The sequence below is a fragment of the Pseudoxanthomonas sp. PXM02 genome, from assembly GCF_014851805.1.
Lineage (GTDB): Bacteria > Pseudomonadota > Gammaproteobacteria > Xanthomonadales > Xanthomonadaceae > Pseudoxanthomonas_A.
In genome coordinates, this window is the sequence record NZ_JACVAK010000004.1 from 219,635 (window position 1) to 233,207 (window position 13,573).

Genomic DNA, 13,573 nt, shown 5'->3' on the forward strand with positions numbered 1-13,573 from the left:
AACAATCGCATTACGTGGAGGGAGAGACCATGAAACACAGCAAGCACCCGATGCGCTACGCCCTGTCGGCCGCCATCGCGATGGCGCTCGCGCCGACGCTGGCCGCCGCACAGGACGCCGCCCCGGCCGCCGCAAAGGACGACGCGACCACGCTGGACGCCGTCGTCGTCAGCGGTACCGCCAAGTTCAAGGGACTGCGCAAGCGCGACGCCAGCTTCTCGATCAGCACGGCGACGCCCGAGCAGATCCAGGAAACCGCACCCACCAGCACTGCCGACCTGCTGAAGATCGTGCCGGGCGTGTGGGCCGAGGCCAGCGGCGGCGGTACCGGCGCCAACGTCTTCGTGCGCGGCATGCCGTCGGAAGGCGACGCGCCGTTCTTCACCCTGCAGCTGGACGGCTCGCCGATCTTTCCGCCGCCGACCCTGTCGTTCCTCGAGAACACCACGCTGTTCCGCATCGACGACACCATCGCGCGCGTCGAAGGCCTGCGTGGCGGTCCCAGCCCGATCTACTCCAACGGCCAGCCGGGCGTCACGGTCAACTTCATCCAGAAGAAGGGCGAGGACACGCCGGAAGGCCTGGTGCGCGTGACGCTGGGTACCGACAGCCTGCAGCGCGTCGACTTCTACAGTGGCGGTCCGCTGAGCGCCGAGAGTGGCTGGTACTACAGCGTGGGCGGCTTCTACCGCGAGACCGACGGCGTGCGCCAGACGGGCTTCCCGGTCGAGAAGGGCGGCCAGCTGAGCGCCGCGCTGACCAAGCGCTGGGCCGAAGGCGAGTTCAACCTCTACGCCCGTCACACCGATGACAAGAACACCTTCTACACCGCGGTGCCGCTGGTCTCGCGCAACAACGGCGAAGACATCTCCAGCTTCCCCGGCCTGGACGCGACCACCGGCACGCTGGTCGGCGACGACTTCCGTCGCGTGACGCTGCCGACCGGCGTCGGCAACCAGACGATGACGCGCGACCTGGCCGATGGCCGCGGCGTGGACATCGACGTGTTCGGCGGTTCGCTGGACTGGTACGTCGGCAACTGGACCATCAGCGACAAGTTCAACTACATCAAGGGCGATGCGCCGACCTACGCGCTGTTCACCGGCGCCAACCCGCAGACGCTGTCGTCCTACATCACCGACACCTACGGCGCGGGCGTGACCGGCACCGGCACGTTCGTCAATGGCGGTGGCGCGGTGGATCCGAACCAGCAGGTGCTGACGGCGGGCTTCTGGGTGGTGGAGAAGGAAATCAGCTCGTTCACCAACGACCTGCGCTTCAGCGTCGACCTGACCGACAGCAACTCGCTGACCTTCGGCGTGTACTACGCGGACTACTCGTCCAAGGACCGCTGGTGGCTGGGCAACAACATGCTGCTGACGGCGCAGGACAACGCCCGCCGGGTGAACCTGGCGCTGTCCGATGGTCGCGTGGCGACGCGTGACGGCTTCGTCGGCAACGCGTTCTACAACATCCGCGGCGACTACGACGGCCAGAACACCGCCTTCTTCATCGCCGACGAGTGGACCGTCAACGACCGCATCCGCCTGGATGCCGGCGTGCGCTACGAGCGGCAGGAAGTGAACGGCACGGTGTGGGACCCGATCACGGTCGACCTGGACGGCGATCAGAACACGCTGTACGACAACGCCACGTCCGTCTCCACCACGCCGCGCAGCATCGACCAGAACGACAGCGATGTGTCCTGGACGGCCGGCCTGAACTACACGCTCAACGACAACGTCAGCCTGTTCGGTCGCGTCAACTCGGGCTTCACCTTCCCGCAGTTCGACAACCTGCGCGATGGCGCCAACAACAAGACCGAGATCGACCAGTACGAGCTGGGCCTGAAGGCGGGCGGCGAGACGTACGAGATGTACCTGACCGCGTTCTTCAACGACTTCACCGGCCTGCGCTACCAGGCGTTCGACAACAACGGCAACAACGTCGTGATCATCGGCGACTCGAAGGCGCGTGGCCTGGAGTTCGAGGGTGCGTGGCGTCCCGCCGGCGGTTTCGAACTGGCGTGGAACGCAACCTGGCTGCGCGCCAAGTACGGCGACTTCGCCACCTACGACGGCAACCAGGTAGTGCGCCAGCCGAAGTTCCGCGCGCGGCTGACGCCCAGCTACTACTGGTCGCTGCCGTGGGGCGACCTGAAGGCGTTCGCCACCTACACGCACGTGGGTGACCGGTACTCCGATCCCGCGAACGGCCAGGTGCTGCCGTCGTACGACACCTGGGACATCGGTGCCAGCGCGCATGTGGGCGACCACTGGGAGTTCACCTTCTCGGGCCGCAACGTCACCGACGAGATCGCGCTGACCGAGGGCAATGCCCGCGTGCTGGGCAACGCGACCAGTGGCGGCGTGTTCATGGGCCGTCCGCTGGAAGGCACGTCGTACCAGGCTTCCGTCGCGTACCGCTGGTGATGCCTTCCGCCCGCGACCCCGCGGGCGCGCATCCGCCCTGCGCCGTCTCTCCCCGGCGTGGTGGCGGATGCACTCTCCTGATGGTCGCCGCGCCGGCTCCGGCGCGGCGATCCGCCTCGCGGTCCGGCCGATGCGGCTAGGATGCGCACGACTCTTCCGGTACCGCCCATGACGCGCACCCGCATGATCCTGGCGATGATCCTGACGTACATGATCTTCGCCATGCTGTTGAACTCCGTGGGCACGGTGATCCTGCAGTCCATCCAGGGCTTCGGCATCACCAAGGCCGACGCCAGCCTGCTGGAGGCGTTCAAGGACCTGCCGATCGCGGTCACCTCGTTCCTGGTGGCCTCGTTCCTGCCGCGACTGGGCTACCGCCGCGCGATGATGCTCGGCCTGCTGCTGGTCGCCGCCGCCTGCGTGGCGATGCCGATGCTGCAGGCGTTCTGGGCGACCAAACTGCTGTTCACCACGGTGGGCGTGGCGTTCGCGCTGGTGAAGGTGTCGGTCTATTCCAGCATCGGCCTGCTGACCGAAGGACCCAAGGCGCATGCCGCGTTGACCAGCACGGTGGAAGGCTGGTTCATGGTCGGCATCCTCGGCAGCGCGTGGCTGTTCGCGGCCTTCATCAATGCCGACATGCCGGGCGATCCGGTGTGGCTGGATGTCTACTGGGTGCTGGCGGCGATGTGCATTGCCGTTGTCGTGCTGCTGGCGACCTGCACGCTGGACGAGCGTGCGGCGCAGGATGGGCACGCTGCGGGCGAGTCCTTCATCGACATGTTCCGCCTGCTCGCGTTGCCGCTGGTGGTGGTGTTCCTGGTGTCGGCCTTCCTCTACGTGCTGATGGAACAGGCGATCAACACGTGGCTGCCGACGTTCAACCGCGAGATCCTGCACCTGCCCACCACGCTCAGCGTGCAGGCGGCCAGCATCTTCGCCGGCTCACTGGCGCTGGGACGGTTGGGTGGCGGCGTGCTGCTGCGGCGCATCCCGTGGTTCTGGCTGCTGTCCGCGTGCGTGGTGGCGATGGCGGTGCTGGTGTTGCTGGCCCTGCCGCTGGCGGCCAACGTGCAGGCGCGCGAGGGCATGACGTGGTGGAACGCACCTGCTGCCGCGTACGTGTTCCCGATGATCGGCCTGCTGATGGCGCCGATCTACCCGGCGATCAATTCGGTGGTGCTCAGTGCGCTGCCGAAGTCGCGGCACGCAGCGATGACCGGGCTCATCGTCGTGTTCTCCGCACTGGGCGGCACCACCGGTTCGTACGTGACCGGCCAGCTGTTCGCGCACTTCGACGGCTCGCGGGCGTTCTACCTGCTGCTGGCGCCGATGGCGATGCTGCTAGTGTCGATGGCGCTGCTGCAGCGCGCAGTGTCGAAGCGTCCAGGCATTCCGCTGGCGGCGTAACGTGCGGGCGTTGACGCCACCTCGCAAGAGGGGTGGCGTATCGTGTCGCTCCCCGAACACGAGACGACGCATGAACGCGACCGGCGTGGCCCTGGCCCTGTTCATCGGCATGCTGTTGCCGTTGCAGGCACTGATCAATGCGTCGCTCGGCCGGCAGACCTTCGGGCCGCTGTTCGCGTCGCTGTGCTCGTTCCTTGTGGGCACGGGCGTCCTGCTTGCCTGGTGGCTGCTGACGCGCCCGGTGTTCGTGCCTACCGCACTTGCGAAGGTGCCGTGGTGGGCATGGATGGGTGGCGCGATTGGCGCGGTGTTCGTCGCTTCGGCGACATTGCTGGTGCCGCGATTGGGCGCGGCATCGCTGATCTGCCTGGTGGTCGCCGGGCAGCTGGTGGGTTCGGTCGTGCTGGACCATTACGGCGTGCTGCACGCGCGGCAGCCGGTGGATGCGTTGCGCGTGGTCGGCCTGTTGCTGGTGGTCGCCGGCGCGCTGCTGGTGGTGAAGCCCTGGCAGTCCGCGGGCGCTTGAGGGGTGGGTGATCTGCTGACCGGTCTGCCGCCGAGCATCGGCGCGGACTGCCGCGTGCTGGTGCTGGGGTCGATGCCGGGCGATGCCTCGTTGCACGCCGCACGTTACTACGCGCATCCCCGTAACCGGTTCTGGCCGCTGATGGCGTCGCTGTGCGGGTTCTCGACCGACCTGCCGTATGAAGCACGCATGCGTGGCTTGCATGAGGGCGGCGTCGGCCTATGGGATGTCATCGGCCAGTGCGAACGTCGTGGCAGCCTGGACGCCAGCATCGTGCGCGGGACCGAGGTCGCCAACCCGGTGGCCGACCTGCTGGTGGCGCATCGCAGCATCCAGGCGATCGCGCTGAATGGAGGAAAGGCCGCCGAGGCGTTCCGTCGTCATGTCGAGCCGCAGCTGCCGCAGACGCAGCGGCCAGTCGTGTTCGCGCTGCCATCGACCAGTCCTGCCAACGCCTCCTTCCAGTACGAGCGGCTGCGCGCGGCATGGGACGCGATTGCGCCTTTGCTGCGTGTCCGCGGCTGACAATGCGGCAGCGTATCGTGGCGCACTGGGGTCCGACCAAAGCGATACCACTGCGTGCGGCGCAGCGCGTGATGCCGCCGTGACGCGGCACCGGCGGCCCGCAATGTCCCGCCATGGACAGCAAATAACACCAATGAATGGTTGGCGCATCGCGTCGTGCCGGCCACAATAGGGGTTCCCCTCTTCACGCCCCCACCGGAGTAACGCCATGTCCGACATCAAGGAAGCCAAAGTCCCCGATATCGGTGACTACGACGGCGTACCGGTGATCGAAATCCTGGTGGCCGTGGGCGACACGGTGAAGAAGGACCAGGGCCTGGTGACGCTGGAATCGGACAAGGCGACGATGGAAGTGCCGTCCGCGTTCTCCGGCGTGGTGAAGGAGATCAAGGTCAAGCTCGGCGACGAACTGGCCGAGGGCGCCGTCGTCGCGCTGATCGAAGTCAGTAAAGGCGCTGCCGAGGCCAAGCCGGCCGCCGCCGCACCGGCCCCGACGGCCGCCGCCGAGACCGGCGCGAAGGTCGAGCCGGTCGCCGTCTCGCCGACGCCGGACAAGATCGCTCAGCGCGAGATCGCGCAGGAGCGCGCCGCACCGGCGGTCGCGCCCGCCGCGTCGCGCGTGTTGGACGACAAGCCGGGCATCGATCCCGAAGCGTCGCCGCCGCGCACCCCGCCGGTCGAGTTCAAGGCCGACCGCGTGCTGCCGGAGAAGGTCGCCTACGCCAGCCCTGCAGTGCGCCTGTTCGCGCGCGAGCTGGGCGTGGACCTCAACCAGGTGAAAGGCACCGAGCGCGGTGGCCGCATCAGCAAGGAAGACGTGCAGAAGTACGTCAAGGGCGCGCTGGCGGGCGGCGTGGCCGCGCCGGCAGCCGCAGGCGCGCCGGTCGCCGCGGGTGGCGGGCTCAACCTGCTGCCGTGGCCGAAGGTGGACTTCAGCAAGTTCGGCGAGACCGAAGTCGTCCAGCTGTCGCGCATCAAGAAGATTTCCGGCGCCAACCTGGCGCGCAACTGGGCGATGATCCCGCACGTCACCCAGCACGACCACGCCGACATCACCGACCTGGAAGCGCTGCGCGTGGCGCTGAACAAGGAAAACGAGAAGGCCGGCATCAAGCTGACCATGCTCGCCTTCCTGATGAAGGCCAGCGTCTCGGCGCTGAAGAAGTTCCCCGACTTCAACGCCTCGCTGGATGCCAGCGGCGAGAACCTCACGCTGAAGAAGTATTTCCATGTCGGCTTCGCCGCCGACACGCCGAACGGCCTGGTCGTGCCGGTGATCCGCGACGTCGACAAGAAGGGCGTCAACGAGATCGCGCAGGAAAGCGGCGAGCTGGCGAAGAAGGCGCGCGAAGGCAAGTTGGGCCCGGCCGAGATGTCGGGCGGCTGCTTCTCGATCTCCTCGCTGGGCGGCATCGGCGGCGTGGCGTTCACGCCCATCGTCAATGCGCCGGAAGTCGCCATCCTCGGCGTGTCCAAGTCGTCGATCCAGCCGGTGTGGGACGGCAAGCAGTTCCAGCCGCGCCTGATGCTGCCGCTGTCGCTGAGCTACGACCACCGCGTGATCGACGGCGCTGCCGCCGCGCGCTTCACCGCCTATCTCGCCCAGTTGCTCGGCGACATGCGCCGCGTGCTGCTGTAAGGAGACCGAGACCATGGCGAACACGATCGAAGTCAAAGTCCCCGACATCGGCGATTACAGCGATGTGCCGGTCATCGAAATCCTGGTCGCCGTCGGCGACACGGTGAAGAAGGACCAGGGCCTGGTGACGCTGGAGTCCGACAAGGCCACGCTGGAAGTGCCGTCCTCGGCCGCCGGTGTGGTGAAGGAAATCAAGGTCAAGCTGGGCGACACCCTGTCCGAAGGCAGTGTGGTGGCCGTGCTGGAAGCCGAAGGTGCTGCCGCGTCCACGCCGGCCCCGGCTGTGCCTGCAGCCCCCGCCGCGCCTGCACCGACGCCCGCCGCTGCACCCGCACCTGTCGTCGCGGCGCCGGCGGCCGCACCGGCAGCTGCCGGTGGCGGTGGTTTGATCGAAGCCAAGGTCCCCGATATCGGCGACTACGACGGTGTGCCGGTCATCGAGATCCTGGTCGCCGTGGGCGACACGGTGAAGAAGGACCAAGGCCTGGTCACGCTGGAATCGGACAAGGCGACGATGGAAGTCCCGTCGCCGGCCGCCGGCGTGGTGAAGGAAATCAAGGTCAAGCTCGGCGACGAACTGGCCGAGGGCAGCCTGGTCGCGATCCTGGAAGGCGAGGGCGCCGCTGCGGCGCCGGCCAAGGCCGCGCCGGTGGCACCGTCCCCGGCAGCACCCGCCGCACCGACGACCTCGGCGCCGAAGCCGGCGCTGGGCACCGGCAAGCCGGCCGACATCGAATGCCGCATCGTCGTGATCGGTTCCGGCCCGGGCGGCTACACCGCCGCGTTCCGCGCCGCCGACCTTGGCCTGGATACCGTGCTGATCGAACGTTATGAAGCGCTCGGCGGCGTCTGCCTCAATGTCGGCTGCATTCCGTCGAAGGCGCTGCTGCACGCAGCGGCACTGATCGAGGAAGCCTCGCACTCCGAAGACATCGGCATCAGCTTCGGCAAGCCGAAGATCGACATCGACAAGCTGCGCGGCTTCAAGCAGGACAAGGTCGTCGGCCAGTTCACCAAGGGCCTGGCCGGCATGGCCAAGCAGCGCAAGGTGCGTACGATCACCGGCGTGGCGAAGTTCGTCTCGCCGAACGAGCTGGAGATCGTGGGCAGCGACGGCAAGACGCAGCTGCTGCGCTTCGAGCAGTGCATCATCGCCGCCGGTTCGCAGGCGGTGAAGCTGCCGAACTTCCCGTGGGACGACCCGCGCGTGATGGATTCCACCGACGCGCTGCAGCTGGCCGACGTGCCGAAGAAGCTGCTCGTCGTCGGTGGCGGCATCATCGGCCTGGAGATGGCGACGGTGTACCGCGCACTGGGTGCCGAAGTCACCGTGGTCGAATTCATGGACCAGCTGATGCCGGGCGCCGACAAGGACCTGGTGAAGCCGCTGGCCGACCGTTTGAAGAAGCAGGGCGTGGCCGTGCACCTGAAGACCAAGGCCGCCAAGGTCGAAGCGTCGAAGAAGGGCATCACCGTCGGCTTCGAAAGCGCCACCGAAGGCCAGAAGCCGGAACTCGAATCGGGCACGTGGGATCGCGTGCTGGTTGCGGTCGGCCGTTCGCCGAACGGCGGCAAGCTGGATGCCGACAAGGCCGGCGTTACCGTCACCGATCGTGGCTTCGTGCCCGTCGATGCGCAGATGCGCACCAACGTGCCGCACATCTTCGCCATCGGCGACCTGGTCGGCCAGCCGATGCTGGCGCACAAGGCGACGCACGAGGGCAAGCTGGCGGCGGAAGTGGCGGCCGGCGAGAAGAAGGAGTGGGTCGCGCGGGTGATCCCGTCGGTGGCCTACACCGATCCGGAAATCGCGTGGGTCGGCGTGACCGAGACCGAAGCCAAGGCCAAGGGCCTGAAGATCGGCGTGGGCAAGTTCCCGTGGGTCGCGTCCGCGCGTGCGGTCGGCATCGGCCGCGGCGAGGGTTCGACCAAGCTGATCTTCGACGAGCACACCCACCGCATCATCGGCGCCGGCATCGTCGGCGTGCATGCGGGCGACCTGATCAGTGAACTGGCGCTGGCGATCGAGATGGGCGCGGAAGCGGGCGACATCGGTGCAACCATCCACCCGCACCCCACGCTCAGCGAATCGGTGGCGATGGCGGCCGAAGTCTACGAAGGCACGATCACCGACCTGTACATCCCGAAGAAGAAGTGATCCGCCTACTGGCCCGCGTCTGGTTGGCGGGGGCCTTGTTGGCCTCCAGCGCCGCTGCGCTGGCGTGTACCTGTGGCCCGGTGGACTCGCGCGACCTTGACGATCTGGCGGCGCGGAACGCCTACGTCGCCTTGGTCCGGGTTTCTGCTGTCGAGCTGGTGCGCGAGTCCGCGCTGCGGGATTTTCTTGGCGACACTCCCTCGTCGGCCAGGCTGTACGGAACCCCGTATCAAACCGGGGGAGCCGTCGCTCGTTACGTGCTGGTGGAGCAGATCAAGGGCAAGGCGCTGACCGGGATCCCCCGGTTGGAATACGAATTGGCAACCGGGTGCACGAGGGGCGTTGCGCCGGGAGATTTCCTGCTGCTGTTCTGGGATCAGCCGGGCACGGTGCTTAAACCGTCGGCGTGCGAGTCGCGGATCGTAAATCTGGGGGCGTACCTGGGCTTCGATCACCTGCTGTTGGCAGGCCTACGCGAAAACGTCGCCTCAGGCCGCCCCATGCATCCCTGCGACTTGGATTCGGGGCCACCTTCCGACGATGCGACATGCATCGAGCGCAGACGTCAGTCCGAGGCGTTGGACAGGGCGCTGGGCAATCCGTAGGCCGGATTCTCTACTCTTTCTCTTTCGTTGTGCGCCTCATGCGGGCAATGGCATCGCTTTCGCCGCGCGCCGTGCCTCGATCCGCTTCCACACCTTTTCATGGAAGTGGAACACCACTGTATTGGTGGCCGGCTCGATCAGCGCCAGCGCGCCGCCCACCAGCAGGCTGCCGGTGAACAGGTAGCCCAGAGTGAAGGCCACCGCGAAATGCAGGATCGCGAAGCTGAGGGTCTTGTTCACGGTGGGGCTCCAGATGAGAACTGGTCTCAAGTATGGGCGCCCCGCGCCGGCCGTCCAATGAAACGATCTGCTCGATTCCATAGCCAATGGCTATCAATGAGCGCCGCTCAGAACCGGAAGGTCACGCCGGCCATGGGGCCGTGGACCTTGAACTCGCCCGTCATCTTGCCGGTGACATCGACGGTGCCGACGCCGGACTCGGCGGGCGCCTCGAACGAGCCGCGGTAATCGTCGCTGAGCTTCAGGCGGAACCAGTCATAGCCCACGTGAATGCCGAGGCGCTCGGTGACCAGATACTCGACCAGCAGGCCGCCGCGCTCGAAATGGCCGCGCTCGTCGATGAAATCGCCCCAGCGGGTATCCAGATATTGGGCCTGTGCCTCAAGGCGGAGCCGCGGCGTGGGCGACCAGCTCAATCGGGTATGCAGGTTGGGCGAGGTGCCGTCGCGCTTCCAGTGGAACGTCTCCCATTGGGGCTCCACCTCGCCGGTGCCCGTGCTCGTGCCTGTCCCGCGCGCTTCGAGTGTCGCATGGGTGATGCCCGCGCCCAGGCCCCACTGGAAGCGGGGCGTATCGATGACGGCGAAGTCGTAGTTCAGGCTGGCCAGTTCGAAGCTGATGCGGCCGTCCACGTCGATGGCGGGGACTTCGACCGGCTCGCCCGGAACCTCGACCTCGTCGAAGATGTTCCCGGGGTCGATCCAGTCACCGTCGAAATTCCACGACTGGTCGCGCCGGTAGTCGTAGTAGTTCAGGCGCAGCGACTGGCGCGGGGTCATGTTGAAGGCGAGTTCGCCGCGCGGACGCCAGCGGCCATCGGCATCGATGCCGCCCGACGCGGCGAGGTCTTCCGACTGTTCGCCGTCGGTGGCGACCCCCGTGCCGTCGAATCGGATGTTGGCCTCCGGATTGAAGGCCGACAGCCGGAGCTCGAAGCGCGCGTCTTCGGCGAAGTCCTGTGCCGATGCGGTCATTGAGAAGCACGACAGCGGAAGGCAGGCGAGAGCGGACGCGAGCACGTGCGTGCGATGGGGGCGAGGCCGTTTCATGGGCGTTCCATGCAGGGGGAGAGCCTCTACCCTCGCCATCGAAGGGTCGTCATAGGGTGAATTGAATGAACGGCCCGCGCCTGCGTACGCCTGCTTGCGCCGACACGAAGAGAGGTTACGGCGGTGGCTTGAACATGGGGTGCAGCGGCCATCGTGTGCGGTGAGATGGCCGCGCCCGCCGTCGCATGGATGCGCCCAAGCCTCGCGAAATCGCCCCAACAAAGTGCATCGGTGCACCTGCGATGTGCAGCGGAAACAAAGTTGCGCGATGAGCATGCGGGATCGTTGACGATGCTGCGCGCGCGGTGATATTCCGTTGATCGGGAGGCTTTACAGGACATGGCGCGCTGCATGCGCGCCGTCGTCGTGTGCCCGGAAAAGCCGTCGTGCGATCGCACTGCCTCCTGCACCGCCATGCCCCACGCAGCACATGGTCGCCAGACCATGCCGATGATGCGTGCGCCCATGTCCTGGCTCCTGCTTCAGACGATGTGCCGCATGCGTCGCGTGCGAGCACCACCTCGACCCTTTCCCGGAGTGCTGCATGAAGAAACGCCCCCGCAACGCCCAGCCGTTCCGTCGTACGCCACTCGCATTGGCGACCCACCTGTTGCTGGCGACCATCGCGCTGCCTGCACTGGCGCAGGAAGCGCCCGAGGGTGCGGCGCGCTCTGCCACGGATCTGGACACGGTCACGGTGACCGCCACGCGGCGCGAGGAAAGCGTGCAGGAGGTGCCGATCAACATCACGGCGGTCACCGGGACCGATATCGAACAGCAGGGACTGAAGGATCTCGCCGACCTGGTCCGGACCGTGCCGGGCCTGTTCCTGGTGGACCAGGGCGGACGCGACGCCAACAAGCTGGTGGTGCGTGGCCTCAACGTCGACAGTCTCGCCGGTTATGACGGCAACATCGATGGCGGTGGCGTGGTGGCGCAGTACATCGGCGACATCCCGCTGTTCATGGATTTCCGCCTGATCGACATCGATCGTGTGGAAGCCCTGCTCGGTCCGCAGGGCACGCTGTACGGTGCGGGCACGCTGGGCGGCGCCATCCGCTACCTGCCGGCCCGTCCGGTGCTGGGCGAGACCTCGTTCGTCGTCGGTGGTGGCCTGAATGTCATGAGCAAGTCGGATGACGTCGGCAGCGAGGCGCGCTTCACCGTCAACCTGCCGGTCGGCGAGAAGGGCGCGTTCCGCGCGGCCGTGGCCTACGTGGAGGATCCGGGTTTCATCGACTACGGTTACGTGGTGCGGGAAGGCGGCGTCTCCAACCCGCAGCCGGACCCCTCCGATCCTGCCGACGTCGCGGCCAACCTGCGCTACGTCAAGGACGCCAACTACACCGACGTGCTGACCAGCCGGCTGGGCTTCCGCTACGAATTCACGCCGTCGGTCACGGCGGACCTGTCGTACTACTACCAGAAGCAGGAAGCCGGCGGACGCACGATCAATCATCGCGAGGCGTTCGGCACCGGACGCTATGTCTCCGCGCAGCGCTACCTCGAACCGAACGATCGCGAGAACCATCTGCTGAGCCTGGAGCTGAATGCTGATCTTGGCTTCGCGACGCTGACCTCGGCCACCGGCTATTCGGAATACACCGACGACGGTCAGCGCGACCAGACCGATCTGCTCCTCAACTTCGAATACGGTTACGAGGATTTCCCGACGTTCTCCGCGTTCACCCACGAGGAGACCGAGCAGAAGCGCTACAACCAGGAGCTCCGCCTGGTGTCCAACACGGAAGGTCCGTGGAACTGGATCGTCGGCGCGTTCTACAACCGCGCGGACACCTACGGCACCAGCATCGAGTACACGCCAGGCCTGCCGGCCTATTGGGGCGTGGATCGCCCCGACGAGATCGAGTACTACTCGCTGGCGGACACGCGCTTCGAAGAGCGCGCGCTGTTCGGTGAGCTGGACTACGACATCACCGACAAGTGGAGCGTCACCGTCGGTGCACGACGCTTCGACTACAAGGTCGATGCCACCTCGGGCTTCGACCTGCCGCTGCTTTACACGGCGCTGGGTGAGCGCGGCCCGACCGAAATCGTGCCGGCGCTGGAAGCGGTGCGTGTTTCGGACAAGGACTCCATCTTCAAGTTCAACACCGCCTACCAGTTCAACGACAGGTTGCTGGGCTACTTCACCGTCAGCGAGGGCTACCGGCCGGGCGGATCGAACGTCATTCCTTCCTGCCCCGATCCGCTGCCGCCCGAGCAGAACGTCTGCGCCTTGCCCAACGAACTGCTGATCCAGCCGGACAAGACGCGCAACCATGAAATCGGGATCAAGAGCAGCTGGCTGGATGGTCGGCTGGTCGTCAATGGCGCGCTGTACTACATCGACTGGGAAGACATCCAGGTCGCCGGCACGACGGTCAACGGCAACCTGCCGATCACCGTCAACGGCGGCACGGCGGAAAGCCGGGGTGTGGAACTGAGTGTGGCTGCGCGGCTGCTGGAAGGGTTGCGCGCGAACTTCAGCTACTCGTACAACCAGGCGGAACTGACGCAGGATGCCATCGGCATCGTGGGCGGCCAGGATGCGCTCGACGGCGATCGCCTGCCCGGTTCTCCGGAGCAGCAGGCGAACCTCTCGTTGAACTATTACCGGCCACTTGCCAACGGCTGGGCCTGGAGCATGGATTACAGCGTCCACGCCCAGGGCGATGTCTATTCACGGGTCGGGCTGCGCAACAATGGCGAAATCCTGCCGGGCTACAGCACGCACAACGTGGCGTGGACGCTGTTCGGCGACAAGTGGGACGTCCGCCTGTATGTGCGCAACCTGTTCGACAAGTACGCCGCGACCGGTATCCGCAGCACGCCGGCCTTCATCCGCTCGATCGACGGCGATCCGGATGGCGATGGCGTGGCCGACTACTCCTTCGCGCTGCGCAGCTACTACAAGGCGGTGCTGGAGCCCCGCCGCGTCGGCGTGGATTTCACATATCGCTTCTGACGACACGCGTCGCGTGACGGC

Annotated in this window: 10 protein-coding genes; 8 read left to right on the forward strand and 2 right to left on the reverse strand. The window is 66.5% G+C overall.

The window, feature by feature from the left end; genetic code table 11:
• The first annotated feature begins 29 nt into the window (after positions 1-29).
• From IB225_RS18105 to IB225_RS18135, 7 genes are all read left to right on the forward strand, one after another.
• Positions 30-2,432: a TonB-dependent receptor gene (locus tag IB225_RS18105; protein ID WP_192313532.1), complete on the forward strand. Its 2,403-nt coding sequence runs from the start codon at positions 30-32 to the stop codon at positions 2,430-2,432.
• A 168-nt stretch (positions 2,433-2,600) separates the two neighbouring features.
• On the forward strand, positions 2,601-3,842 hold the full coding sequence (locus tag IB225_RS18110) for an MFS transporter (protein WP_192313535.1): 1,242 nt from the start codon (positions 2,601-2,603) through the stop codon (positions 3,840-3,842).
• A 70-nt stretch (positions 3,843-3,912) separates the two neighbouring features.
• Positions 3,913-4,368, forward strand: a complete 456-nt coding sequence (locus tag IB225_RS18115; RefSeq protein ID WP_192313538.1) for a DMT family transporter — start codon at positions 3,913-3,915, stop codon at positions 4,366-4,368.
• Between the two features lie 3 nt (positions 4,369-4,371).
• A complete protein-coding gene (locus IB225_RS18120) occupies positions 4,372-4,893 on the forward strand; it encodes a DNA-deoxyinosine glycosylase (protein WP_192313541.1) in 522 nt (173 codons plus the stop codon).
• A 208-nt stretch (positions 4,894-5,101) separates the two neighbouring features.
• Positions 5,102-6,532 carry a dihydrolipoyllysine-residue acetyltransferase gene (locus tag IB225_RS18125; protein WP_192313544.1) on the forward strand — a complete coding sequence of 477 codons (1,431 nt, stop codon included), beginning with the start codon at positions 5,102-5,104 and terminating at the stop codon, positions 6,530-6,532.
• 13 nt (positions 6,533-6,545) lie between these two features.
• Complete coding sequence (gene lpdA / locus IB225_RS18130; RefSeq protein ID WP_192313547.1) at positions 6,546-8,690, forward strand: dihydrolipoyl dehydrogenase; 2,145 nt, start codon at positions 6,546-6,548, stop codon at positions 8,688-8,690.
• Positions 8,687-9,295 (forward strand): hypothetical protein, encoded by a 609-nt coding sequence (locus IB225_RS18135; RefSeq protein ID WP_192313550.1) that lies wholly within the window; start codon positions 8,687-8,689, stop codon positions 9,293-9,295. The genes lpdA and IB225_RS18135 overlap by 4 nt, the downstream gene beginning before the upstream one ends.
• Positions 9,296-9,331: 36 nt before the next feature.
• On the opposite strand, the gene IB225_RS20575 is transcribed toward IB225_RS18135, so the two are convergent.
• Together IB225_RS20575 and IB225_RS18145 are read right to left on the reverse strand one after the other, a co-directional pair.
• A complete protein-coding gene (locus IB225_RS20575) occupies positions 9,332-9,535 on the reverse strand; it encodes a DUF2061 domain-containing protein (protein ID WP_192273739.1) in 204 nt (67 codons plus the stop codon).
• 107 nt (positions 9,536-9,642) lie between these two features.
• Positions 9,643-10,584, reverse strand: coding sequence for a hypothetical protein (locus tag IB225_RS18145; RefSeq protein ID WP_192313553.1), 942 nt, complete (start codon positions 10,582-10,584; stop codon positions 9,643-9,645).
• Between the two features lie 544 nt (positions 10,585-11,128).
• On the opposite strand from IB225_RS18145, the gene IB225_RS18150 reads away from it, so the two are divergent.
• Entirely contained in the window at positions 11,129-13,552 is a 2,424-nt protein-coding gene (locus IB225_RS18150) for a TonB-dependent receptor (RefSeq protein WP_192313556.1), read from the forward strand.
• Positions 13,553-13,573 lie beyond the last annotated feature (21 nt).